Consider the following 26655-nt stretch of genomic DNA (forward strand, 5'->3'; position numbering starts at 1 on the left):
TTTATTGTTCACTAACATGAACTTTTACTGTTGCTGTTACTTGCGGATGCAACTTCACAGTAACGTTTGTATAGCCTAATGCACGAATTGCATCATCCATTTCAAATTTACGTTTATCAAGTTTAATTTTATGTGATTTTTGCATTGCATCTACGATTTGTTTACTTGTGATTGAACCGAATAGACGGCCACCTTCTCCAGATTTCGCCTTTACTTCTACAGTTAGTTTCTCTAACGTTTCTTTCAACCCTTTTGCATTTTCAACCTCTGCTGCTGCATCTTTTTCTTCTTTTCGCTTTTGAGCTTCTAAAGTTTTCATACTGCTATTTGTCGCTTCAGCAGCTAATCCTTGTTTTAGTAAGAAGTTATTTGCATAGCCATCTGGTACGTTTTTTATTTCTCCTTTTTTCCCTTTACCTTTTACGTCTTTTAGAAAAATTACTTTCATGATTGTGTGCCTCCCTGTAAATAGTCATCAATAACAAATCGAAGCTTCTCCTCAGCTTCATCTACTGTAACATTTTTCATTTGTGTAGCTGCATTCGTTAAATGCCCACCACCGCCTAAATTTTCCATAATTAGCTGCACGTTCACTTCACCTAAAGACCTGCCGCTAATTCCAATGAAATTCTCGCCACGTTTTGCAATAACAAATGACGCAATAATTCCTGTCATTGTTAATAATGTGTCCGCTGATTGCGCAATAAGCACTTGATCGTAGTAATCATCACTATCAACTTTTGCAATCGCAATTCCATTTGTATAAATGTACGCATTTTTAATAGCTTTTGCAACCCGTAAATACTGATCCATATCTTCTTTTAAAAGCTCTTGTACAAGTACAGTATCTGCACCATGTGAGCGTAAATAAGAAGCGGCATCAAACGTACGAGCACCCGTCCGGAATGTAAAGCTTTTCGTATCAACAATAATACCTGCTAACAATGCCGTTGCTTCTAACATTGTCATTTTTAAATTTTTCGGTTGGTACTCAAGTAATTCTGTAACAAGTTCTGCCGTGGAAGAAGCGTATGGCTCCATGTAAACAAGCAATGGATCTTCAATAAAATCTTCTCCCCGGCGATGATGGTCAATAACAACTACATTTTCAATTTTATGTAACAGCTTTTCTTCCATCACCATTGAAGGTTTATGCGTATCAACAACAACAAGTAATGAATCATCATTTGCAAATTCCATCGCTTGTCCTGGGGTAATAAAGTGAGACCATAACTCTTCGTTTTGTTTCACTTTATCCATTAAACGCTTAATTCCCTTATCAGAATCATTTTCATCTAACACAATATATCCTTTGCGCTCATTTAATTGCGCTACCTTTAAAATACCAATCGCAGCACCAATTGCGTCCATATCAGGAGCCCTATGTCCCATTATAATGACATTACTACTTTCTAATACTAAATCCTTTAATGCATGCGAAATAACTCTGGCACGTACACGAGTACGTTTTTCAACTGGATTCGTCTTACCACCATAAAACTTAACTTTACCTGTCGCTTGTTTAATAGCTACTTGATCTCCACCACGGCCAAGCGCAAGGTCTAAACCGGACTGAGCCATTGCCCCAAGCTCTGATAAAGGTAAATCACCTGATCCAACACCTACACTTAAGGTGAGTGGTATATTCCTTTTGGATGTTTCTTCACGCACCTGATCTAAAATGCTAAATTTCCCTTTCTCCATCTGTGCTAAAATACTCTCATTTAGTACAACGAAGAATCTTTCTGAAGATGCACGTTTTAAATATGCCCCATACTTAACGGCCCATTCATTTAGTCGTGATGTTACAAGACTTGTGATATTCGTACGTAATTGATCATCTAACCCCTGTGTAACTTCATCATAATTATCTAAATAAATGACAGCCAAAACAGTGCGTTGATCCTCGTACATCTTTTCAATCTCTGTTTGTTCCGTTACATCAAAGAAATAAATTAACTTTTCTTCTTTCCTTACAAAAACGCGAAACTTTCGGTTATTTAAAGAGACTATATCGTCGGAAGTTTCTCCCTTAATAAAAAGAAGCAACGTTTCTGATACATCATAAAGGTGCCATCCAGCTAACGCATGCTGTCCTAGACATGAAGATAAATAAGGATTCGCCCAATCAATCCCATAATCCTTATTGTATAACAAAATACCAATCGGCATTTGGTTAAATGCTTCATTACTCACTTTCTTTACTCTTGTAATCATATCTGTCGTATACTTTTCGAAATTCCTTTGAAAGGTCAGTTCAAAGCGTATAACAACAAAAAGTACAATGCAAAAAATAAAAAAGGTGGATATCCCCATAATTAAATGAAAATAACAGAGGATGGCAATGAGCACAAACACGAAAAATGCCAATACATAAACAGGATATAAAAACCACTGTTTCTTATAAAATTCAGGCATGTATACAACTCCTATAAAGTAAAACTAACTCACCTTCCAGTTAGTTAAACAGATTAAAATAGTATAAGGAATATTACTTTATCCTCCTATTTTAGAACGCAATGAAATCCCTAAATCAATTATACCTAAGATTGTCACAAGAGGAAACAACATCGGTATAAACATGCAGACAATAAAACTAATAATAGGAACCCCTTTCGTAAAACCTTTGCTATGCGCTAGAAAAGCGATAAATGTCAGACCTTGTAGTACTAGTAGTAGGGTAAATATGACATATAGGTTAGAAAATACCATATGTAAATATGATGTCGGTTCTACTTTTATAAAAGTTGATAGCAAAATAAATATAACGTAATACCAAACAATACTCTTTGGTAATTGTATATCTTTAAATTTAGGCCAAGGTATAACGTCATGCTTTAGTTTTCTCAAAACACTGCCTGATATCATAACTGTAATCCAAGAAAGACATACAGAAGCCATTACAAATATACTCGGGAATATCGTTTGTAATATATCATTCATTTGTGCAAGTAACTCTTTTTGTTCTTTACTAACCGGCATACCGGCAGCACTTGCTATCTTTTCACTTTGCACTACACTTTCATTAAACATATTTTGCATTTGCTTTATGAAATCTATGTTAAAAAACTTTATACTCGCAACATAAATGAGCATAATACCAATTAAGTATGCAAGTGAACCTGTTATCAAAATTTCCAACGGCTTTCTTTGCTGTTTATACATGTATCCTAAAACAATACCCATAACCCCAAACACGACCGTCTTTATTAGACCTATCGGTTGACCTAAAATAACAGCAATTAAAAATGCCACCGTAAAAATTACAAAGGCGTTAGATAATCTATATCTTATCGTTAGCAATATAAACGGCAATGGCAACGCAAACGTTACAACTGTACCTAAAATTGGAACATACATAGATATAAGCAATAACATTGCATATATCGCTAGCAACGCTGCACCCTCAGTAATAAATCTCGTATTCTTCATCATCTAACCTCTCTTTCAAAAAAGAAAAGCATAGCAAAATGCACAGTAGAGTCCGACTCTACTGTGCATTTCATACGCTATTATTCACCAACATATGGTAAAAGTGCCATTTGACGAGCACGTTTAATTGCAACTGTAAGTTTGCGTTGGTATTTTGCGCTTGTTCCTGTTACACGACGAGGTAAAATTTTACCACGCTCAGAAACGAAACGTTTTAATAAATCAACATCTTTATAGTCAATGCGAGTGATGCCGTTAGATGTGAAGAAACACACCTTACGACGTTTCGCACGTCCACCTTTGCGTCCTGCCATGTCTATTCCCTCCATTCTTTGTTAAAACTAACTAATTTACTGTATTAGAACGGTAAATCGTCGTCGGAAATGTCGATCGGTTGACCTACATTTGAAAATGGATCGTCATTCTTCGTAAATCCAGAGTTACCTTGGTTACCTGAATTACTAGATTGACCAAATGGGTTAGAGCTTTGGTTACCGAAACCAGCTCCTGATGGTTGCTGATTAAATGAACCACGTTGCTCCCCACCGCCATTACGCGGCTCTAAAAATTGTACGCTTTCCGCAAGAACTTCTGTTACATATACACGTTTACCATCTTGTCCATCGTAATTACGAGTTTGAAGACGTCCATCTACGCCTGCTAAGCTACCTTTTTTCAAATAATTTGCTACGTTTTCTGCTTGTTTACGCCATATTACACAATTAATAAAGTCAGCTTCACGCTCACCTTGTTGATTCGCAAATGCGCGATTCACAGCTAACGTAAAAGTAGCTACTGCAACACCATTGGGCGTGTAACGTAAGTCAGGGTCCTTAGTTAAACGACCAACGAGGATAACACGATTCATCAATCGAACCACTCTCCCTTATATATCAATTATTTTTCTTCTTCTTTAACAACGATATGACGAAGGATGTCTTCGTTGATCTTAGCTAAACGGTCGAATTCATTAATCGCTTCTGCGTTAGAGTTCACGTTTAAGATCATGTAGAAACCTTCACGTAAGTCGTTGATTTCGTAAGCTAAACGACGCTTACCCCACTCTTTCGTGTTAATGATTTCTGCACCATTGTTTGTTAAAACACCTGCGAAACGTTCAACTAAAGCTTTTTGAGCTTCTTCTTCAACGCCAGGACGAATGATGTACATAATTTCGTACTTTCTCATTACACTTTCACCTCCTTTTGGTCTAAACGGCCCATAATGGGCAAGGAGCAATTAATTTATAGTAATTACTCACGAGTTTAGATTATATCATAGTAAGTTAGATGAATCAACTCACCCATGCATAAAAAACTTGGCAAACACATAATATATTTGCCAAGCTCATATCTTTATTTTTCCTAGGAAATATTAAATTAAACGTTGAAGCGGAAGTGCATAACGTCTCCATCTTTTACGATATACTCTTTTCCTTCTAAACGAACTTTACCAGCTTCTTTTGCAGCTGTCATAGAACCGTTTGTCATTAAGTCTTCGTAAGAAACTGTTTCCGCACGAATAAATCCACGCTCAAAGTCTGTATGAATTACGCCAGCACATTGTGGTGCTTTCATACCTTGTTTAAACGTCCATGCACGTACTTCTTGCACACCAGCTGTGAAGTAAGTAGCAAGTCCTAATAAATCATATGCAGCACGAATTAATTGATCTAAACCAGATTCTTCAATGCCTAGTTCTTCAAGGAATACTTTTTTCTCTTCCTCGTCCAGCTCAGCGATTTCTTCTTCGATTTTTGCACATACAACGATTACTTGAGCATTTTCATTTGCAGCAAATTCTTTTACCATTTGTACATATTTATTTTCAGAAGGATCCATAATATCATCTTCACTTACGTTTGCTACGTATAACATTTCTTTCGTTGTAAGTAAATGAAGGCCTTTAACAATCTTCATTTGTTCTTCTGTAAATTCAACAGTACGAGCTGGTTTTCCCTCTTCAAAAGCTTCTTTTAAACGAACTAAAATTTCATGCTCATATACTGCTTCTTTATCTTTTTGTCTTGCTAACTTCGCAACACGCTCGATACGTTTATCAACAGATTCTAAATCCGCTAAGATTAGCTCTAAGTTGATTGTTTCAATATCATCGATTGGATCTACTTTCCCTGAAACGTGTGTAATATTTTCGTCTTCAAAACAACGAACAACTTGGCAAATTGCATCTACTTGGCGAATGTGAGATAAGAATTTATTTCCTAAACCTTCACCTTTACTAGCACCTTTTACGATACCTGCAATATCAGTAAACTCAAATACAGTCGGAACAGTTTTTTTCGGTTCTACTAATTCCGTTAATTTATTTAAACGCTCATCTGGTACTTCTACAATCCCTACGTTTGGATCAATTGTACAGAATGGATAGTTTGCAGATTCTGCTCCTGCTTGTGTAATTGCATTAAATAAAGTTGACTTCCCTACGTTAGGTAATCCAACAATCCCAGCCGTTAATCCCATATTTTTCACTCCTATGTCTCAATCTTTCATCATTATAGATAGTAACGAAAAAAATGACAAGTTTCCTCCAAACGAAAAAAAGTAACAGCTACCCATTGCAACTGTTACTTTCTCTCTATTCTTCGTGCTTCACAAGTATTTTTTTCACCTTACGATCAAATTCTCTTCGAGGAATCATTACTGAATGGTCACATCCCTCGCACTTAATGCGGATATCCATTCCCATACGAATAATTTTCCAGCGATTCTCACCACATGGGTGGGCTTTCTTCATTTCCACAACATCGTACAAGTTATACTGCTTTTGCTCCATTCTCCAAACCCCTCTCCATACTAAATTGCTTTTCCACTCACCAATTCTTCACGATTATATAAAACCATACGTGGATATGGAATTTCAATCCCATGTAAATCTAGACGATTTTTAATTTCTTTACGAAGGGCTCTCGCAACAACCGCATGTTGCATCGGCTCTACTTCCGCAATAACACGTAATATAACTTCTGACGCAGCCAATGTTTGCACACCTAATAACTGAGGCTTTGCTACCATTTGCGTATACTGTGCAGGTAATTCTTCTAATAACTCTTCAATGACTTGCTCCGCTTTCGCTATGTCAGCCTCATACGAAATGGATACATCAACAAATGCTACACTATTACTAACTGAATAGTTCGTAACTTGAATAATACTTCCATTTGGTAAAGTATGAATTTCGCCTGTCCAACTCTTTACTTTTGTTGTACGAAGTCCAATTTCTAAAACGACACCTTCAAACTGACCAATTTTTACATAGTCACCTACTGAAAATTGATCTTCTAGCAAAATAAATAACCCCGTAATAACATCTTTTACTAAACTTTGAGCACCAAATCCGACTGCTAAACCAATTACCCCGGCACCCGCTAATAAACCAGATGCATTAATATTAAACACACCCAAAATCGCAATTAACATAATGAACATAACAACGTATGCCACAATATTTTCAAGTAACTTCGCTACTGTAACTGTACGACGTTCTGAAATTTGAATTGGCGAACGGCTTCCCATACGAAACGCATTTCGTACAATTGCACGCGCAACTCGCACAATAATTGCACCAAGTATTAAAATAACGACTATTTTTAGTGATTTCACACCTATATTCGTCCAATCAATGGACTCAAACCATTTCAACGCTAAATCCATGTACCTCTACCTCTCCAGCTAAAATTTCTTTTTAATCATCCTTCTTATTGTATCAGAAGTCACCCTGATTTCTGAAAAATTTTTATGACTTTAATTGTATTTGTTAACTTCCATGCAGGTATAAAATGGAACGAATATATATATACTAGTACTATTATTTCCGTTTTCACTCAAGTTTTACAGGAAGTACGCACTTATAGTTTTCCATTTTACTCACCATATAACATATTTTGAAAATTTATTAAAAGGATGGATGCTTCATGAATATTGGAAGTTTTCGCTTACCCTTTTTCGAAAAAGAAACTCAAAATGTTATGCACCAAGACGTAGAAGCCTCCGAGACAATTAGTAACTTCTTACTTTCCCATATCCCTATTAAAACGAATATACCGATTATTCTCGTTTGTATCGGAACAGATCGTTCTACAGGCGATGCACTCGGTCCGTTAGTCGGTACGAAACTAGAACAAGCAGGAATTAAAAACTTCCAAGTGTTCGGCACACTAGATGAGCCAGTGCATGCGCTAAATTTAGAAGAAAGAATTCAGAATATACAGAAAGATAATCCTACTTCATTTATAATTGCGGTTGATGCCTGTTTAGGAAAGTCTCAAAACATCGGTTCCATCACTACCGGAATGGGGCCTAGTAAACCTGGAGCTGCGATGAATAAAAAATTACCTGCAGTTGGTGATTTACATATTCATGGCATCGTAAATCTAAATGGTTTTATGGAGTTTTTCGTCCTGCAAAATACAAGATTAAGTTTAGTCATGAAAATGGCTGATGTAATTGCACAAAGTATAAAAGAAACAGACCAAAAATTATCTGTATTAAAAAAAGCAAACCATCTATAAATAATAAGATGGTTTGCTTTTTAGTTTTTCTGCGCTAATAATTCTAAAATACGATTTAAATCTTCTTTATTAAAAAATTCAATTTCGATTTTACCTTTTTCTTTTTTCGTTTCTTTAATTTTCACATCTGTGCCAAACTTTTCTCTTAAGAACGTTTCGCGTTCTACGAAAAATATGTTTCTCTCTTTTTTCACTTGTTTTGTTTCACGTGAAACGCGTTGATTAATCTCCTGAACAATTTTCTCTAATTGACGAACGTTTAATCCTTCTTTTTCGATTCGTTTTAATAAAGATTTCAATTGTTCTTCATCTTTTATAGTAAGCAAAGTTCTCCCATGGGCCATTGAAAGTTGACCATTTGCAATCATATCTTGCACAAAAGAAGGGAGGCTTAATAACCGAGTATAATTTGCAATGTAAGGTCTGCTCTTACCAAGACGTTTTGCTAATTGTTCTTGCGTTACATTTAGCTCATTCATTAACATTTGATATGCCATTGCTTCTTCCATTGGGTTTAAATCTTCTCGTTGTAAGTTTTCAAGCAATGCAAACTCCATCATTTGCTGCTCATTTAATTGTCTTACAACAGCAGGTACCTTTTCGAGCCCTGCCTCTTTGGCAGCACGATATCTTCTTTCACCTGCAACAATTTCATATCCTTTAATACTCTTCCTAGCAATTAACGGTTGCAATATGCCGTGCTCTTTAATAGAGGCCGATAATTCTTGAATTGCCTCTTTATTAAAGTGTTTACGTGGTTGATATGGATTCGGTCTTAATTCAGTTATCACAATCTCCTGAATTGCCTCTTCTTCTTTCACATCTAAATCAGGAAAAAACACATTAATTCCTCTTCCTAATCCTTTAGCCACCTGCAATCACTTCCTCTGCTAAATCTATATATACTTCTGCCCCTCTTGATTTAGCGTCATACTGCATAATTGGTTTCCCATGACTTGGTGCTTCACTTAAACGAACATTACGAGGAATAATCGAACGGTATACTTTATCCCTAAAGTATTTTTTCACTTCATCTATAACCTGAATCCCTAAATTCGTACGGGCATCCAACATCGTTAACAATACACCTTGAATTGCTAGATTTTTATTTAAGTGCTTTTGCACAAGTCGAACTGTATTTAATAGCTGACTTAATCCTTCTAGTGCGTAATATTCGCATTGAACAGGAATAATAACAGAATCTGCTGCGGTTAATGCATTAATCGTTAATAACCCTAAGGACGGGGGACAGTCGATAATAATATAGTCATATTCATCACGAACTGGCTGTAATGCCCTTTGTAAACGTACTTCCCGGGAAATAGTCGGTACCAATTCAATTTCAGCACCTGCCAATTGAATTGTAGCGGGTAGAACATCTAAGTTTTCAGTTGCGGTTTTACGTATAACCCCTTGAACATCTGCATCTTCCACAAGAACATTGTAAATACATTGATCTAATTCGGATTTTTCAATTCCCACACCAGTCGTTGCATTTCCTTGAGCGTCAATATCTACAAGAAGGACTTTTTTACCTACTTGTGCCAATCCAGCCCCTAAATTAACAGATGTTGTTGTTTTTCCAACGCCACCTTTTTGATTGGCAATAGCAATGATTTTTCCCATGATGTCACCTACTTTCAACCTTTCTATCTTATTCTAGTAACAATTACGTTTATTGTAACATGAAATAAAAGTTTTTCTTTTACGTCCTTATTAAACTTCAAAATTTATTTCTAAACTCCTTCTTCATCTAACAAGAAAATATAGTAAAAGAGACCTATCCAGTAGGATAAGGTCTCTAACACACCATTATTATTTTTTCTTCGGAATTTTAATTGTAATTTGATAGTACTCATCAAATTCTTCTTCCGCAGAATTAACATTTAAACCACTGTCAGCAACCATTTGTAATGACTGCCTAATTGTATTCATGGCAATTCTCGTATCTCGACTTACTGCTTTTTGCTTTGCCTTACGCTTCGGTTTGGCTTCCTCTAGTAATTTCGCAATTCGTTCCTCTGTTTGCTTTACATTCAGTTGTTTCTCCACAATTTCCTGTAAAACCTTCAGTTGTAATTCCTCATTCTTTAAAGGAATGAGAGCGCGGGCATGACGTTCTGTAATACTTTTTTCTAATAACGCACGTTTTATTTCTTCAGGCAACTTTAACAATCGCAACTTATTTGCGATTGTGGATTGTCCTTTTCCAAGTCGTTGTGCCAATGCTTCTTGTGTTAAATTATGTAACTCAATTAGCTTTTGATATGCCACAGCTTCCTCGATTGCTGTTAGTTCCTCACGTTGCAAGTTTTCAATTAAAGCTACAGAAGCTGTCTCTGTATCATTTAAGTTCTTTATAATTGCAGGAACTTTTTCCCACCCTAACTTTGTTGCCGCACGGAAACGCCTTTCTCCAGCGATAATCTCGTACTTGTCATCCTCATATTGCCTCACAACAATCGGCTGAATCAGCCCATGTGTACGAATCGTTAGTGCTAGCTCTTCAATTCGTGCATCATCAAAAACTGTTCGTGGTTGATAACGGTTAGGGGTAATATTTACTATCGGAATTTCTTGTATTTCTTCATATACCTTTTTATCTATTTCTTCATGGCTTTCGTCTTGTAATTCGAATTCGCTCTCTTTATCTCCAAAGCCAAATAAACGAGAAAACGTATTTTTCATACATATTCCACCACCTTTTAGGCCTATTGACTATTCTCCATAAAATGTTTCCTATGAAACATTTACGTTTTCATTTATATAATTTAATCTTACGTCTAATAAGATTTATTTTTCAATAGGTAATTTATTGGGTGTTCCCGGTTTGCGTGGATATTTCTTTGGTGTCTTGCGCTTTTTCTCGATTAATAAAATATTACGTTCACTTTCTTCAAACGGTAATTGGAACGTAGACATTTCTTTTAAATTCCCACCTAGCACCTCTAAAGCATACTTGCCATTTTCAATTTCTTCGTTTGCTGCGGCACCTTTCATTGCAATGAATGTTCCCCCAACTTTTACAAGTGGTAAACATAGCTCACTCAATACCGAAAGACGCGCGACTGCACGTGCCATTACAATATCGTATGATTCACGTACACCTTCTTTTTTCCCAAATGTTTCCGCACGATCGTGACAAAACGCAACGTCACCTAATTCCAACTTTTGTGCTAAATGATTTAAGAAGTTAATACGTTTTTGCAATGAGTCTACAATTGTTACTTTTAAGTGCGGGAAACAGATTTTCAAAGGAATACTTGGGAATCCAGCTCCTGCGCCAACATCACAAATTGAGAATGGTTCTGAAAAATCATAATAAAAAGCAGCTGTAATGGAATCAAAAAAGTGTTTTAAATATACTTCCTCTTTCTCCGTAATAGCCGTTAAGTTCATTTTTTCATTCCACTCTACTAATGTTTCAAAGTAGATTTCGAACTGCTCTAACTGTCTAGAAGAGAGGGTGATACCCTTCTCTTCTAGCATAGATTGAAATTGTTCTATGTTCATCTAACAATATCTCCTTACTATTTATTGGTTCGATACTCGCGCAATTTTTCCTTGTTCAATATACACAAGTAAAATAGAAACATCCGCTGGATTCACGCCAGAAATACGTGAAGCCTGCCCCATTGAAAGTGGACGCACATCTTTCAATTTCTGTCTCGCTTCTGAGGCAAGGCTAGAAATCGCATCATAATCAATATCCACAGGGATTTTTTTGTTTTCCATTTTCTTCATACGCTCTACTTGCTGTAAGGATTTTTCGATATATCCTTCGTACTTAATCTGAATTTCAACTTGTTCTGTAATTTCATCACTTAATTCTACTTCGCTTGGTACTAAAAGATGAATATGCTCATATGTCATCTCTGGACGACGTAATAAGTCACTTGCACGTATTCCATCTTTCAATTCACTTCCGCCAATACTACGAATTAATTCTTGAACTTCAGGACGTGGTTTAATAATAATGCTGCTTAAACGTTCCTTTTCCTGTTCAATTTTTAATTTTTTATTTGTAAATCGCTCATAGCGCTCTTCTTTAATTAATCCAATTTCACGACCAACTTCAGTTAAACGAAGATCAGCATTATCGTGGCGTAATAATAGGCGATATTCTGCACGAGATGTTAATAAGCGATATGGTTCATTTGTACCTTTCGTTACAAGGTCATCAATTAAGACACCAATATAAGCATCCGCGCGACCTAAAATAACTTCTTTTTTACCTAAAGAACGACATGCTGCATTAATCCCAGCCATAAGCCCTTGTCCTGCCGCCTCTTCGTAACCAGAAGTTCCGTTAATTTGTCCTGCTGTATATAAATTCTTAATTTTTTTCGTTTCAAGTGTTGGCCATAGTTGTGTTGGCACAATTGCATCATATTCAATTGCATAACCTGTACGCATCATTTCAACATTTTCTAGGCCAGGTATTGTTCTAAGCATATCACGTTGCACATCTTCTGGTAAGCTTGTGGATAAACCTTGTACATACACTTCTTGTGTATTACGTCCTTCTGGCTCTAAGAAAATTTGATGACGTGGTTTATCATTAAATCTTACTACTTTGTCTTCAATTGAAGGACAATATCTAGGTCCTGTTCCCTTAATCATACCAGAATACATAGCTGAGCGATGTAGGTTTTCATCTATTAAACGATGTGTTTCCGTACTTGTATACGTCAACCAACATGGAATTTGATCCATAATAAATTTTGTCGTTTCAAAAGAGAAAGCTCGCGGTTTATCATCACCTGGCTGAATTTCTGTTTTACTGTAATCAATCGTATTACTATTTACACGCGGAGGTGTACCTGTTTTAAATCTAACAAGATCAAATCCAAGCTCCTCTAAATGCTCGGATAAAGTAATAGATGGTTGTTGATTATTCGGACCGCTCGAATATTTTAAATCTCCCATAATAATCTCACCGCGTAAAAATGTTCCAGTCGTAATTACCACTGTTTTGGCTGTATATTCAGCACCAGCTTGCGTAACTACCCCTTTACATTCGCCATCTTCAACGATTAAACGCTCAACCATTCCTTGGAACAACGTTAAATTTGGTGTTTCTTCAATTGTTTTCTTTAATTCATGCTGGTAAGAAAACTTATCTGCTTGTGCGCGAAGCGCGCGTACAGCTGGTCCTTTACCTGTATTTAACATACGCATTTGAATATATGTTTTATCGATGTTGCGTCCCATTTCTCCGCCTAATGCATCAATTTCCCGAACAACAATCCCTTTTGCTGGTCCACCAACAGAAGGGTTACATGGCATAAACGCCACCATATCTAAATTAATTGTTAACATTAATGTTTTGGAGCCCATTCGTGCTGCCGCAAGACCAGCTTCACATCCTGCATGACCTGCACCGATTACTATGACATCGTATGAACCGGCATTGTATCCCATTGTTTATTCCTCCTAAAAATCTCTATCTTTCTCAAACATCGCTATATTATTTTCCTAAACAAAATTGAGAGAACAACTGGTCAATTAGGCTTTCATGGACGGTATCACCAGTAATTTCACCAAGTATTTCCCACGTTCTTGTTAAATCAATTTGCACCATATCAATTGGAACACCATTTTCTATTGCCTCAATTGCATCTCCAATTGTTTTTCCTGCTTGTGTTAATAATCCAATATGTCTCGCGTTAGAAACATATGTCACATCTGCAGAATCAATTGTTCCTTCAAAGAATAAATCAGCTATTGCCTTTTCAAGCTCATCTATTCCTTGTTCCTCAATTAACGATGTTGTAATAATACGATTTCCCGCTGCCAATTCTGTAACACGTTCCATATCGATTACTTGCGATAAATCTGTCTTATTTACAATAACAATGAAATCTTTTCCTTGTACGGCACGGAATAAATCTTCATCCTCATGCGTTAAAGCCTCGCTATAATTAACGACAACTAACACTAAATCAGCTTGGCTCATCATTTCTTTTGAACGCTCTACACCAATTCGTTCAACAACATCTTCTGTTTCACGAATCCCGGCTGTATCTATAAGTTTAAGTGGTACACCACGCACATTAACGTACTCTTCAATAACATCACGAGTTGTTCCTGCAATATCAGTTACAATTGCCTTTTTCTCCTGAACAAGACTATTTAATAGCGATGACTTCCCAACGTTAGGTCTACCGATGATTGCAGTAGCAATACCTTCACGTAAAATCTTTCCTTGCTTCGATGTTTCTAATATTTTTGCAATTTCCGTGCGAACATGTGTAGCTTTCTCAATTAAAATATTATGTGTCATTTCTTCCACATCATCATATTCCGGGTAATCTATGTTTACCTCAACATGAGCCAACGTTTCTAATATGTCCTGACGCAGACGGCCGATTAATTTAGATAATCGTCCTTCCATTTGATTAATCGCTACGTTCATTGCACGATCTGTTTTTGCACGGATTAAGTCCATAACAGCTTCTGCTTGTGATAAATCAATACGGCCATTTAAAAAAGCACGTTTTGTAAATTCACCAGGCTCTGCTAATCGTACTCCTTGCGCTAAAATAAGCTGCAATACTTTATTTACCGAAACAAGTCCGCCGTGACAGTTAATTTCCACTATATTTTCACGTGTAAAAGTCCTTGGTGCACGCAGAATAGATACCATCACTTCTTCAATAACCTGATTTGTATCTAAATCGACAATATGACCATAATGAATTGTGTGAGAAGGAACTTCTGTTAAATCCTTCCCTTTAAAAATACGATTAACTTTTTCAACCGCATCATCTCCACTTACTCGAACAATGGCAATTGCACCCTCTCCAAGCGCTGTGGAAATCGCGGCAATTGTATCAAATTCCATGTCCTTTCACCTCACTTGCTTATTTATCTCTATTTCAACATGATTATTTTCTTCACTAAATTATTAGAATACCATAACGAACCTATCTACAAAAGAATAATAACTCATTTTATTATGTCCTCATGTAAAAAACACTAAACTTATTCACAGTGGATAAGTTTAGTGTTTTTTAGTTATCCACACCTATTTTCCCCTCAAAAAAACCGGCACTCAATTGAGTAACCGGTCACTTGGAAGATATTACAACATGTCGATGTGGTTCTTTTCCTTCAGAAGTTGTAATGATATTTTGATGATTAGATAATGCTTGGTGGATAATCTTTCGTTCAAAAGATGGCATAGGCTCCAACACAACTCTTTTTTTCGTACTTACTACTTGTTTTGCTAATCGATAAGAAAGTGCTTCTAATGTAGCTTTTCTTTTACTACGATAATTTTCAGCATCTAGTGTGATGCCAATATACTGCTTCGTACTACGATTCGCCACAAGTTTTGTTAAATACTGCAAAGAATTCAAGGTGTTTCCTCTTTTCCCAATCAAAACACCTATGTTTTCGCCAGAAATTGTAAATTCAACTTCGCGTCCTTTTACAATTTTACTAATCTCAGCTTCCACACCCATATCATGAATAATATTTTTTAAATATTCTTCACATTCTTGAATCGGATCTTTTTTCAATACAACTTCTACTACTGCAGGTCGATTCCCAAATAAACCTAGGAACCCTCTTTTACCCTCATCGATAATATTTATATCTACTCGGTCTTTTAGAACATTTAGTTGCCTTAAAGCATCTTGTACTGCCAGCTCGACTGTTTGTCCTTTAGCAGTAATTACACTCACTTGCTTGATCCTTCTGCCTTACTAGCCTTAATTTCTGGCCCCTTGATCAAGTACATTTGAGCGATACCAAAGATATTACCAACAACCCAGTAAAGTGATAATGCAGCTGGGAAGTTAATTGCAAAGACTAAAATCATAATTGGCATAAGCCAAATCATCATTGCCATTTGCGGATTTTGACCAGCTGTTCCTGCCATTGCAAGCTTTTGCTGAATAAATGTCGTAATTGCCGCGACAACCGGTAAGATATAGTACGGATCTGCCTGCCCTAAGTCGAACCATAAAAATGTATGCTTACTAATTTCTGCCGTTCTCATAATCGCATGGTAAAACGCAAATAAAATAGGCATCTGAACAAATATCGGTAAACACCCTGCTAATGGGTTTACACCATTTTTTTGATATAACTGCATCATTTCTTGTTGTAGTTTTTGCTGTGTTGCTTGATCTTTAGAACTATATTTCTCTTTTAACTTCACCATTTCTGGTTGTAACGCTTGCATTGCTTTCGTACTCTTCGTTTGTTTAATCATTAATGGTAATAATGCAAAACGAATGATAAGAGTTGTAACAACGATTGCTAAACCGTAATTACTACCAAATAAGTTGGCAAAATACGTAATTAACTGAGAAAGCGGATATACGAAATATTCATTCCAAATTCCAGTACTTTTCGGTGTAATCGGCTGTTTCACTTCACTACAGCCAGCAGCAATTGCCATTAATGCAATAACCATGGCTAGTAAACCTATTTTCTTTTTCAAAGCCTGCTCCTCCTTGTTTCGGTATGTATATAGTGTAATTCATTTCCTTACGCTACTTTTTTATTCTTTTCATACCAGAGCGTTTAAAGACATGAATTAAGCTTTTCTTTAATTCTTCATATGTCATCTCTGCACAAGGCTTCCTTGCTATTATAACAAAATCTTTTCCAGAATCTATCTCATCTTTTAATTCTGTGATCGACTGGCGAATCATACGTTTAATTCGGTTACGCACTACTGCATTTCCTATTTTCTTGCTGACAGAAAGGCCAATACGAAAGTTTGGCTGCTCTCCCTTATCTAGTTGATAGACAACAAGCTGACGGTTAGCGTTCGATTTTCCTTTTTGAAAAACCGTCTGGAATTCATCATTCTTTTTTATACGATATTTTTTCTTCATATCAATTGACACTCCTGTAGTTCATCAGTGGAAATTCACTATTATTAGAAAAAAAGACCACTGAACGATCAGTGGTCTACGCAGATAATACTTTTCTTCCTTTACGACGACGAGCTGCTAGCACTTTACGTCCGTTCGCTGTGCTCATACGGCTGCGGAAACCATGTACTTTGCTGCGCTTACGTTTATTTGGTTGGTAAGTTCTTTTCATTATATGACACCTCCCTGAGGAATATCTGTTAAAGACAGTCCTATAAATTATAGTTAATCAACTAGGAAAATGTCAATGGTTCTCGAAATTTTCATCAAATATTCATTTTGAACCTATTCACATACTTTTTCACAGACCCTATATTTCCTTGTGGATAAATGTTTTTTCTCGGTTTTTATATCCACAAACCCTTTTCGTACTTTTACACAGTATATCGTGTTGTGGACAAGTTTATTCCACAAGGTATTGATTTTGTGGATAACTTTCTTAAATTCATTGCTATAGCTACTTTTTTTTGATATTATAGTTGTGTTTTCACTTTGAATAAGTTTTCCACACCTTTATCTTATCCACAATTTGTGTATAACATGTGGACAGTTTTAATCACATGTGGGTAAATGCTTATCCACATTTGCTTTTTTTGTCGAAAACCCTATCTCATATACAAACGACGTTTTTAGGTTTTAAAATACGTTTCGTATAAATATACATTTTATATTTATTTAGGTTGTACATTTGTTGCGCAACCTTATTCTTTTACCATCTTAGTAAAGGAGGGACACCTTTGGAAAACATCTCTGATTTATGGAACAGCGCCTTAAAAGAACTAGAAAAAAAGGTCAGTAAACCAAGTTATGAAACATGGTTAAAATCAACAACCGCACATAATTTAAAGAAAGACGTGTTAACAATTACAGCTCCAAATGAATTCGCTCGTGATTGGTTAGAATCTCATTATTCAGAGCTAATTTCGGAAACACTTTATGATTTAACGGGGGCAAAATTAGCTATTCGCTTTATTATTCCCCAAAGTCAAGCTGAAGAGGAGATTGATCTTCCTCCTTCTAAACCAAATTCAGCACAAGATGATTCTAATCATTTACCACAGAGTATGCTAAATCCAAAATATACGTTTGATACATTTGTTATTGGCTCTGGTAACCGTTTTGCTCACGCTGCTTCATTGGCCGTAGCCGAAGCGCCAGCTAAAGCATATAATCCCCTCTTTATTTACGGGGGAGTTGGACTCGGAAAGACCCATTTAATGCATGCAATTGGTCATTATGTAATTGAACATAACCCAAACGCAAAGGTTGTATATTTATCATCAGAAAAATTTACAAATGAATTCATTAATTCTATTCGTGATAATAAAGCGGTCGATTTTCGTAATAAATACCGTAATGTAGATGTTTTATTGATAGATGATATTCAATTTCTAGCAGGAAAAGAACAAACTCAAGAAGAGTTTTTCCATACATTCAATGCATTACACGAAGAAAGTAAACAAATTGTAATTTCAAGTGATCGGCCACCAAAAGAAATTCCAACTTTAGAAGATCGTCTTCGTTCTCGCTTTGAATGGGGACTCATTACGGATATTACGCCACCAGATTTAGAAACACGAATTGCAATTTTACGTAAAAAGGCAAAGGCTGAAGGACTCGATATACCAAATGAGGTTATGCTTTATATTGCAAATCAAATTGATTCAAACATTCGTGAACTAGAAGGTGCACTTATCCGAGTTGTAGCTTATTCATCTTTAATTAACAAAGATATTAATGCTGATTTAGCAGCTGAAGCACTTAAAAATATTATTCCAAATTCTAAACCAAAAATTATCTCCATTTATGATATTCAAAAGGCTGTCGGAGATGTTTATCAAATAAAACTGGAAGATTTCAAGGCGAAAAAGCGAACAAAATCAGTTGCCTTCCCTCGCCAAATTGCAATGTATTTATCACGCGAACTTACAGATTACTCCTTGCCTAAAATCGGTGAAGAATTTGGTGGACGTGATCATACAACAGTTATCCATGCTCATGAAAAAATTTCTAAGCTGCTTAAAACGGATACGCAATTACAAAAACAAGTTGAAGAAATTAACGATATTTTAAAGTAGTAGCTGAATAGTGTGAATAACTTCCCTTGTTTTACGCACAGTCTATCCACATGTAGATAGACTGTTTTTACATCCTTCAACGGGGTTATCCACATATCCACAGGCCCTATTACTATTACTACTATTTTTTTATCTTTATTAATTAAATAAAATATTATACTTACCGGAGGTTTTTCTTTATGCGTTTTACAATACAAAAAGACTATCTTGTAAGAAGTGTACAAGATGTAATGAAGGCTGTTTCTTCTCGTACAACAATTCCGATCCTTACAGGAATTAAAGTTGTCGCTACGGAAGAAGGAGTTACGTTAACAGGAAGCGATGCTGATATTTCTATTGAATCTTTTATCCCAGTTGAAGACAATGGAAAAGAAATCGTAGAAGTAGCACAATCAGGAAGTATTATTTTACAAGCAAAATATTTTAGTGAGATTGTAAAAAAATTACCTAAAGAGACTGTCGAAATTTCTGTGGAAAATCATTTTATGACAAAAATAATTTCTGGAAAATCAGAGTTTAATTTAAATGGTTTAGATTCTGCTGAATATCCATTGTTACCACAAATTGAAGAACATCATGTTTTTAAGATCCCAACAGATTTACTGAAACATATGATCAGACAAACTGTATTTGCAGTTTCCACTTCTGAAACAAGACCAATCTTGACAGGTGTAAACTGGAAAGTATATAACAGCGAATTAACTTGCATTGCTACAGATAGTCACAGGTTAGCTCTTCGAAAAGCAAAAATCGAAGGAATCGCAGATGAATTTCAAGCGAATGTTGTTATTCCAGGTAAAAGCTTAAATGAATTAAGCAAAATTCTAGATGAGTCTGAAGAAATGGTAGATATCGTTATTACGGAGTATCAAGTATTATTCCGTACAAAGCATTTATTATTCTTCTCAAGATTGTTAGAAGGTAATTATCCGGATACAACTCGTTTAATTCCAGCCGAAAGTAAAACAGATATTTTTGTAAATACAAAAGAATTTTTACAAGCAATTGATCGTGCATCTTTATTAGCAAGGGATGGTCGTAATAATGTTGTAAAATTATCAACTTTAGAACAGGAAATGCTAGAAATTTCTTCGAATTCACCAGAAATTGGGAAGGTAGTAGAAGAAGTTCAATGTGAAAAGATGGATGGGGAAGAGTTAAAAATATCTTTTAGTGCAAAATATATGATGGATGCACTAAAAGCTTTAGATAGTACTGAAATTAAAATTAGCTTTACTGGTGCGATGAGACCATTCTTAATTCGTACAGTAAATGATGAGTCCATTATTCAATTAATTTTACCGGTTCGTACTTACTAAGTAAGAAGTAAGGGTTGCTAGTTTTCAGATACTAGTAGCCCTTATTTGATTTTTGGGTATTACTTTCCTAATGTTAGTTTATTTAGTACAATGAAAGAATGAACACTTTCAGAAAGTGAGCGATTTTATGAAACGTATTAAAATTTCAACAGAGTATATTACACTAGGACAATTTTTGAAGTTAGCCGATGTAATTGATACAGGTGGCGCTGTAAAATGGTTTTTACAAGAATATGAAGTGTACGTGAATCAAGAACTTGAAAATAGAAGAGGTCGCAAATTATATGCGAACGATATTATTGAAATTCCAGGAAGCGGAAGTTTCCAAGTTCAGGCATAAAGGGGGAGCCCTTTGTTTATTTCAGAAATACAATTAAAAAACTATCGCAATTATGAAAAGTTAGAGCTTTCCTTTGAAGATAAAGTGAATGTGATTATCGGTGAAAACGCACAAGGGAAAACGAATTTGATGGAAGCTATTTATGTTTTAGCGATGGCGAAATCTCATAGAACCTCTAATGATCGCGAGCTTATCCGTTGGGATGAAGACTTCGGTCAAATTAAAGGGAAATTACAAAAGAGAAATAGTTCTTTGTCTTTGGAATTAAATATTTCGAAAAAAGGTAAAAAGGCAAAATTAAATCAACTTGAACAACAAAAATTGAGTCAATATATTGGCATGATGAATGTTGTCATGTTTGCCCCAGAAGATTTAAATCTTGTAAAAGGAAGCCCTCAAGTAAGAAGACGCTTTTTAGATATGGAATTAGGCCAAATAGCTCCAATCTATTTGTATGAATTGAGTCAATATCAAAAGGTGCTCACGCAACGAAATCACTTGCTGAAAAAGATGCAAGGGAATAGTAAGAATGAGGAAACGATGTTGGATGTATTTACACTTCAACTTATTGAGCATGGTGCAAAAATATTGCAAAAACGGTTTGAGTTTTTGCATTTACTACAAGAATGGGCAGCTCCAATTCATCGCGGTATAAGCCGCGGATTAGAAGAATTAGAAATTGTCTATAAACCAAGTGTAGATGTATCAGAATCAATGGATTTGTCGAAAATAAAAGAAGTATACTATGAAAATTTTCAATCTGTGAAACAACGTGAGATTTTCCGTGGTACGACTTTAATTGGTCCTCATCGTGATGATTTACAATTCTTCGTTAATAGTAAAAATGTTCAAGTCTTTGGTTCGCAAGGACAACAACGAACGACCGCACTGTCCCTAAAATTAGCTGAAATTGAATTGATTTACTCAGAAGTTAAGGAATATCCGATTCTTTTATTGGATGATGTATTATCAGAATTAGATGATTATCGTCAATCGCATCTGTTAAATACAATTCAAGGAAAAGTGCAAACATTTGTGACAACGACGAGTGTCGACGGAATTGAACACGAAACATTAAAAGAAGCGAAAACAATTCATGTAACGAACGGCACGGTAGATTGTGAAATAGATAGGGCGTAATCCCTATTTAAATGGAAAAGTAGGTGATCTTTGTGTCAATGGAACAAAAGCAAATGGAAGAAAACTCATATGATGAAAGTCAGATACAGGTACTTGAAGGATTAGAAGCGGTTCGAAAACGCCCTGGGATGTATATTGGATCTACAAGTGGAAAAGGACTTCACCATCTTGTGTGGGAAATCGTCGATAATAGTATTGATGAAGCACTTGCAGGGTATTGTGATGAAATTAACGTTAGTATCGAAGAAGATAATAGTATTCTTGTAACGGATAATGGACGTGGTATTCCAGTTGGTATACAAGAAAAAATGGGACGTCCTGCTGTAGAAGTTATAATGACCGTTCTTCATGCTGGTGGTAAGTTTGGCGGTGGCGGTTATAAAGTTTCTGGTGGTTTGCATGGTGTTGGGGCATCTGTAGTAAATGCTCTATCAACAGAACTAGAGGTATTTGTACATCGTGAAGGCAAAATTCATTATCAAAAATACGAAAGAGGTATCCCGGTTGCGGATTTAAAAGTCATTGGTGACACAGATCAAACAGGGACGATAACTCGATTTAAACCAGATCCAGAAATTTTTCAGGAAACAATAGTATACGAATTTGATACGTTAGCAACTCGTATGCGCGAATTAGCATTTTTAAATCGTAATATTAAATTAACAATTGAAGATAAACGTGAACATAAACAGAAGAAAGAATTCCATTATGAAGGTGGAATTAAATCATATGTTGAACATTTAAATCGTTCAAAACAGCCAATTCATGAAGAACCTGTATATGTAGAGGGTTCAAAAGATGGTATTCAGGTTGAAGTTGCGCTTCAATATAACGAAGGATACACAAATCATATTTACTCATTTACAAATAATATTCATACGTATGAAGGTGGTACACATGAGGTAGGATTTAAAACAGCCTTAACTCGTGTGATCAACGATTATGGTCGTAAAAATAATATTTTAAAAGATGCGGACAGTAATTTAACTGGTGAAGATGTTCGTGAAGGTTTAACAGCGATTGTGTCAATTAAACATCCAAATCCACAATTCGAAGGACAAACGAAGACGAAACTTGGAAATAGTGAAGCAAGAACAATTACAGAGTCAGTATTCTCAGAGGCATTTGAAAAGTTCTTACTGGAAAATCCGAATGTTGCACGTAAGATTATAGATAAAGGGACGATGGCAGCGCGTGCGCGTGTAGCAGCTAAAAAGGCCCGTGAGTTAACTCGCCGAAAGAGTGCTTTAGAAGTTTCAAGTTTACCAGGGAAATTGGCAGACTGTTCTTCTAAAGATCCAGCAATTAGTGAAATCTATATCGTAGAGGGTGACTCTGCGGGTGGGTCTGCAAAACAAGGGCGTGATCGTCATTTCCAAGCAATTTTACCGCTGAAGGGTAAAATTATTAATGTTGAAAAGGCACGCTTAGATAAGATTTTATCAAATGATGAAGTTCGTACAATTATTACGGCGATTGGTACAAATATCGGCGGAGACTTCGCTATTGAAAAAGCACGCTATCATAAAGTTATTATTATGACGGATGCCGATGTTGATGGTGCGCATATTCGTACCCTATTATTAACGTTCTTCTATCGCTATATGCGTCAAATAATTGAGTGCGGTTATATATATATTGCACAGCCACCTTTGTTTAAAGTACAACAAGGTAAGAAAATTCAATATGCTTATAATGATAAGGAACTTGAAAAAATCTTAGCTGAATTACCAGCCCAACCTAAGCCGGGGATTCAGCGTTATAAAGGTCTAGGGGAAATGAATCCAACTCAGTTATGGGAGACGACAATGGACCCAGAAGTACGTTCATTACTTCAAGTTTCACTTCAAGATGCAATTGAAGCGGATGAAACATTTGAAATTTTGATGGGAGATAAAGTAGAGCCACGTCGTAACTTTATCCAAGAAAATGCAAAATACGTGAAAAACCTTGATATTTAAATGGGTAATGACAGGAATCTAAGTATTCCTGTCTTCTACATATAAATCAATGTATGTGTAACGGAAATGTAAGAGGAGGTGCTGGTTGATGTCAGACAATCAACAACAAGCACGAATTCGAGAAATTAATATTAGTCATGAAATGCGTACCTCGTTTTTAGATTACGCAATGAGTGTTATCGTATCTCGTGCATTACCAGATGTTCGTGATGGATTAAAACCTGTGCATCGTAGGGTTTTATATGCGATGAATGATTTAGGAATTACAGCTGATAAAGCGTATAAAAAATCAGCGCGTATTGTTGGTGAAGTAATCGGTAAGTATCACCCTCACGGTGATTCAGCTGTTTACGAGACTATGGTACGTATGGCGCAAGATTTTAGTCAACGTTATATGCTTGTTGATGGGCATGGTAACTTTGGTTCTGTTGATGGTGATTCAGCAGCAGCGATGCGTTATACAGAAGCAAGAATGTCTAAGATTTCTATGGAATTAATACGTGATATTTCAAAAAATACGATTGATTATCAAGATAACTATGATGGTTCTGAAAGAGAGCCAATTGTATTGCCAGCGCGTTTCCCTAATTTATTAGTGAATGGTACGACGGGTATTGCGGTAGGTATGGCAACGAATATTCCACCACATCAACTCGGTGAAGTAATTGATGGTGTATTGGCACTAAGCCATAATCCCGACATTACGATTGCGGAATTAATGGAGTTTATTCCAGGACCAGATTTTCCAACAGCAGGTTTAATTTTGGGACGAAGTGGGATTCGAAGAGCGTATGAAACAGGTAGAGGCTCTATTATGCTTCGAGCTAAAGTTGAAATTGAAGAGAAGTCAAATGGTAAACAATCTATTCTCGTAACTGAACTACCTTATCAAGTTAATAAGGCGCGATTAATTGAAAAAATTGCAGAATTAGTTCGTGATAAGAAAATTGAAGGTATTACGGATTTACGTGATGAGTCAGATCGAAACGGTATGCGTATTGTTATGGAAGTACGCCGTGATGCCAATGCCAATGTACTATTAAATAATCTATATAAACATACAGCACTTCAAACAAGTTTCGGTATTAATATGTTGTCTCTTGTAAATGGAGAGCCACAAGTACTGAATTTAAAACAAAATTTATATCATTACTTGGAGCATCAGAAGGTAGTAATTCGTCGACGTACTGCTTATGAATTAGAAAAAGCAGAGGCGCGTGCTCATATTTTAGAAGGATTACGAATTGCTCTAGATCATCTAGATGAAGTTATTACGTTAATTCGTAGTTCGAAAACAGCAGATATTGCAAAACAGAGCTTAATGGAACGTTTCGGTTTAAGTGAGAAACAAGCACAAGCAATTTTAGATATGCGTCTGCAACGTTTAACAGGATTAGAACGTGAAAAAATTGAGCAAGAATATCAAGACTTAATGAAGTTAATCGCTGAATTAAAAGCAATCTTAGCAGATGAAGAGAAAGTTCTTGAGATTATTCGTGAAGAATTAACGGAAGTAAAAGAACGCTTCAATGATAAGAGACGAACGGAAATTACAATTGGTGGCATGGAATTTATTGAAGATGAAGATTTGATTCCAGAGCAAAACATCGCTATTACGTTAACTCATAATGGTTATATTAAGAGGTTACCGGCTTCTACGTACAAAACACAGAACCGTGGTGGACGTGGTGTGCAAGGAATGGGAACAAATGATGATGATTTCGTAGAGCATTTATTAACTACTTCTACGCATGATCACATTTTATTCTTTACCAATAAAGGGAAAGTATACCGTACGAAAGGATATGAAATCCCAGAGTATAGTCGTACAGCAAAAGGTATACCTATTATTAACTTATTAGGTGTAGATAAGGGTGAATGGATTAACGCCATTATTCCAATTCGTGAATTTGGTGATGATGAATTCTTATTCTTCACAACAAAACAAGGTATTTCTAAGAGAACGCCACTTTCATCATTTGCAAATATACGTACGAATGGTTTAATCGCCATCTCTCTTCGTGAAGAGGATGAAGTAATATCTGTACGTTTAACATCTGGTGATAAGGATATTATTGTAGGAACAAGCAATGGTATGTTAATTCGCTTTAACGAGCAAGATGTGCGTTCTATGGGACGTAATGCGGCTGGTGTAAAAGCAATTACATTAGGTGATGAAGATCAAGTTGTAGGCATGGAAATTGTCGAAGAGGATGTAAATGTTCTAATCGTAACGAAAAATGGTTACGGAAAACGTACACCTATTGATGAATACCGTCTACAAAGCCGTGGTGGTAAAGGTCTGAAGACTTGTAATATTACAGATAAAAACGGTAAATTAGTAGCTGTTAAATCTGTAACAGGTGAAGAAGATATCATGTTAATTACGGCAGCAGGTGTTATTATTCGTATGCCAGTTGATCAAATCTCTCAAATGGGACGTAATACACAAGGTGTTCGTCTAATTCGATTAGAGGATGAGCAAGAGGTAGCGACGGTAGCAAAAGCACAGAAAGATGAAGAAGAGGAATCTAATGAAGAGGTTTCTTCTGAAGAATAAGAGGGGGATTTTTCCTCCTCTTATTTTTTTATAATAATACTTGCATAGCAATGGAAAACTCTATATAATAGGCAGAGTCAGCAAACGAGAGATACAAATTATCTTAAAAAACTTGTTGACGAAAATAATAACGATGTTATATTAAGGAAGTCGCTGAAACGCGAAGTAGTTCTTTGAAAACTGAACGAAACAAACAACGTGAAACGTCAATTTTTATTTTTAGATGCTAGACAAACTAACTTTATTGGAGAGTTTGATCCTGGCTCAGGATGAACGCTGGCGGCGTGCCTAATACATGCAAGTCGAGCGAATGGATTGAGAGCTTGCTCTCAAGAAGTTAGCGGCGGACGGGTGAGTAACACGTGGGTAACCTGCCCATAAGACTGGGATAACTCCGGGAAAC

General features: G+C 36.0%; 26 protein-coding genes and 1 rRNA gene. 8 read left to right on the forward strand and 19 right to left on the reverse strand.

Translation table 11 applies throughout. The features are described 5' to 3' along the window. Position 1: 1 nt before the first annotated feature. From rplI to DT250_RS09495, 9 genes are all read right to left on the reverse strand, one after another. Positions 2–448, reverse strand: coding sequence for a 50S ribosomal protein L9 (rplI, locus tag DT250_RS09455; RefSeq protein WP_149212994.1), 447 nt, complete (start codon positions 446–448; stop codon positions 2–4). Further along, complete coding sequence (locus tag DT250_RS09460) at positions 445–2418, reverse strand: DHH family phosphoesterase (RefSeq protein WP_001113891.1); 1974 nt, start codon at positions 2416–2418, stop codon at positions 445–447. The genes rplI and DT250_RS09460 overlap by 4 nt, the downstream gene beginning before the upstream one ends. Positions 2419–2496: 78 nt before the next feature. Beyond that, complete coding sequence (locus tag DT250_RS09465; protein ID WP_149212995.1) at positions 2497–3432, reverse strand: YybS family protein; 936 nt, start codon at positions 3430–3432, stop codon at positions 2497–2499. An 80-nt stretch (positions 3433–3512) separates the two neighbouring features. After that, the gene (gene rpsR / locus DT250_RS09470; protein WP_000918874.1) at positions 3513–3746 is read right to left on the reverse strand and encodes a 30S ribosomal protein S18; all 234 of its coding nucleotides are present in this window, start codon (positions 3744–3746) and stop codon (positions 3513–3515) included. Between the two features lie 44 nt (positions 3747–3790). Continuing rightward, positions 3791–4303, reverse strand: a complete 513-nt coding sequence (gene ssb, locus DT250_RS09475) for a single-stranded DNA-binding protein (RefSeq protein ID WP_016093691.1) — start codon at positions 4301–4303, stop codon at positions 3791–3793. A 26-nt stretch (positions 4304–4329) separates the two neighbouring features. Continuing rightward, positions 4330–4620 carry a 30S ribosomal protein S6 gene (gene rpsF / locus DT250_RS09480; RefSeq protein ID WP_001233781.1) on the reverse strand — a complete coding sequence of 97 codons (291 nt, stop codon included), beginning with the start codon at positions 4618–4620 and terminating at the stop codon, positions 4330–4332. A 191-nt stretch (positions 4621–4811) separates the two neighbouring features. Further along, complete coding sequence (gene ychF / locus DT250_RS09485) at positions 4812–5912, reverse strand: redox-regulated ATPase YchF (protein ID WP_000524660.1); 1101 nt, start codon at positions 5910–5912, stop codon at positions 4812–4814. 115 nt (positions 5913–6027) lie between these two features. Continuing rightward, positions 6028–6225 carry a DUF951 domain-containing protein gene (locus DT250_RS09490; protein ID WP_000436051.1) on the reverse strand — a complete coding sequence of 66 codons (198 nt, stop codon included), beginning with the start codon at positions 6223–6225 and terminating at the stop codon, positions 6028–6030. Positions 6226–6245: 20 nt separating this feature from the next. Beyond that, on the reverse strand, positions 6246–7103 hold the full coding sequence (locus DT250_RS09495) for a mechanosensitive ion channel family protein (RefSeq protein WP_000362298.1): 858 nt from the start codon (positions 7101–7103) through the stop codon (positions 6246–6248). Positions 7104–7363: 260 nt separating this feature from the next. Between DT250_RS09495 and yyaC the strand changes: the two genes are divergently transcribed. Then, the gene (gene yyaC / locus DT250_RS09500) at positions 7364–7960 is read left to right on the forward strand and encodes a spore protease YyaC (RefSeq protein ID WP_001020737.1); all 597 of its coding nucleotides are present in this window, start codon (positions 7364–7366) and stop codon (positions 7958–7960) included. A 20-nt stretch (positions 7961–7980) separates the two neighbouring features. Here yyaC and spo0J read toward each other — a convergent pair whose 3' ends face one another. The 10 genes from spo0J to rpmH form a co-directional block, all read right to left on the reverse strand. Continuing rightward, positions 7981–8832, reverse strand: a complete 852-nt coding sequence (gene spo0J / locus DT250_RS09505; protein WP_001051814.1) for a stage 0 sporulation protein Spo0J — start codon at positions 8830–8832, stop codon at positions 7981–7983. Then, positions 8825–9586 carry a sporulation initiation inhibitor protein Soj gene (soj, locus tag DT250_RS09510; RefSeq protein ID WP_000516117.1) on the reverse strand — a complete coding sequence of 254 codons (762 nt, stop codon included), beginning with the start codon at positions 9584–9586 and terminating at the stop codon, positions 8825–8827. Before soj ends, spo0J begins: the two co-directional genes overlap by 8 nt. A 189-nt stretch (positions 9587–9775) precedes the next feature. After that, on the reverse strand, positions 9776–10648 hold the full coding sequence (gene noc, locus DT250_RS09515) for a nucleoid occlusion protein (protein WP_000799025.1): 873 nt from the start codon (positions 10646–10648) through the stop codon (positions 9776–9778). Between the two features lie 105 nt (positions 10649–10753). Then, positions 10754–11473, reverse strand: a complete 720-nt coding sequence (gene rsmG, locus DT250_RS09520; protein ID WP_001019619.1) for a 16S rRNA (guanine(527)-N(7))-methyltransferase RsmG — start codon at positions 11471–11473, stop codon at positions 10754–10756. Positions 11474–11494: 21 nt separating this feature from the next. Continuing rightward, complete coding sequence (mnmG, locus tag DT250_RS09525) at positions 11495–13384, reverse strand: tRNA uridine-5-carboxymethylaminomethyl(34) synthesis enzyme MnmG (protein WP_000541059.1); 1890 nt, start codon at positions 13382–13384, stop codon at positions 11495–11497. Positions 13385–13430: 46 nt separating this feature from the next. Then, positions 13431–14807 carry a tRNA uridine-5-carboxymethylaminomethyl(34) synthesis GTPase MnmE gene (mnmE, locus tag DT250_RS09530; RefSeq protein ID WP_000393767.1) on the reverse strand — a complete coding sequence of 459 codons (1377 nt, stop codon included), beginning with the start codon at positions 14805–14807 and terminating at the stop codon, positions 13431–13433. A gap of 226 nt (positions 14808–15033) precedes the next feature. Beyond that, a complete protein-coding gene (gene jag, locus DT250_RS09535) occupies positions 15034–15651 on the reverse strand; it encodes an RNA-binding cell elongation regulator Jag/EloR (RefSeq protein WP_087981845.1) in 618 nt (205 codons plus the stop codon). Then, complete coding sequence (spoIIIJ, locus tag DT250_RS09540; protein WP_048542855.1) at positions 15648–16415, reverse strand: YidC family membrane integrase SpoIIIJ; 768 nt, start codon at positions 16413–16415, stop codon at positions 15648–15650. The genes jag and spoIIIJ overlap by 4 nt, the downstream gene beginning before the upstream one ends. Positions 16416–16467: 52 nt before the next feature. Further along, positions 16468–16815, reverse strand: coding sequence for a ribonuclease P protein component (gene rnpA / locus DT250_RS09545; RefSeq protein ID WP_000731505.1), 348 nt, complete (start codon positions 16813–16815; stop codon positions 16468–16470). A gap of 76 nt (positions 16816–16891) precedes the next feature. Continuing rightward, positions 16892–17026 carry a 50S ribosomal protein L34 gene (gene rpmH / locus DT250_RS09550; RefSeq protein WP_000831901.1) on the reverse strand — a complete coding sequence of 45 codons (135 nt, stop codon included), beginning with the start codon at positions 17024–17026 and terminating at the stop codon, positions 16892–16894. A 565-nt stretch (positions 17027–17591) separates the two neighbouring features. On the opposite strand from rpmH, the gene dnaA reads away from it, so the two are divergent. The 7 genes from dnaA to DT250_RS09585 form a co-directional block, all read left to right on the forward strand. Then, on the forward strand, positions 17592–18932 hold the full coding sequence (gene dnaA, locus DT250_RS09555) for a chromosomal replication initiator protein DnaA (protein ID WP_000428027.1): 1341 nt from the start codon (positions 17592–17594) through the stop codon (positions 18930–18932). Positions 18933–19111: 179 nt separating this feature from the next. Then, the gene (dnaN, locus tag DT250_RS09560) at positions 19112–20251 is read left to right on the forward strand and encodes a DNA polymerase III subunit beta (RefSeq protein ID WP_087981847.1); all 1140 of its coding nucleotides are present in this window, start codon (positions 19112–19114) and stop codon (positions 20249–20251) included. Positions 20252–20378: 127 nt separating this feature from the next. Beyond that, complete coding sequence (gene yaaA / locus DT250_RS09565) at positions 20379–20591, forward strand: S4 domain-containing protein YaaA (RefSeq protein ID WP_000821366.1); 213 nt, start codon at positions 20379–20381, stop codon at positions 20589–20591. 12 nt (positions 20592–20603) lie between these two features. Further along, positions 20604–21731: a DNA replication/repair protein RecF gene (gene recF / locus DT250_RS09570; protein ID WP_000470742.1), complete on the forward strand. Its 1128-nt coding sequence runs from the start codon at positions 20604–20606 to the stop codon at positions 21729–21731. 38 nt (positions 21732–21769) lie between these two features. Beyond that, positions 21770–23692 (forward strand): DNA topoisomerase (ATP-hydrolyzing) subunit B, encoded by a 1923-nt coding sequence (gene gyrB / locus DT250_RS09575; protein ID WP_000435974.1) that lies wholly within the window; start codon positions 21770–21772, stop codon positions 23690–23692. Between the two features lie 88 nt (positions 23693–23780). Further along, the gene (gene gyrA, locus DT250_RS09580; RefSeq protein WP_001282861.1) at positions 23781–26252 is read left to right on the forward strand and encodes a DNA gyrase subunit A; all 2472 of its coding nucleotides are present in this window, start codon (positions 23781–23783) and stop codon (positions 26250–26252) included. Between the two features lie 241 nt (positions 26253–26493). Further along, positions 26494–26655: ribosomal RNA gene (locus DT250_RS09585) — 16S ribosomal RNA — on the forward strand; the annotation flags it as partial.

Origin of the sequence: Bacillus sp. AR2-1, assembly GCF_008368755.1 — a bacterium.
Taxonomy (GTDB): Bacteria; Bacillota; Bacilli; order Bacillales; family Bacillaceae_G; genus Bacillus_A; species Bacillus_A wiedmannii.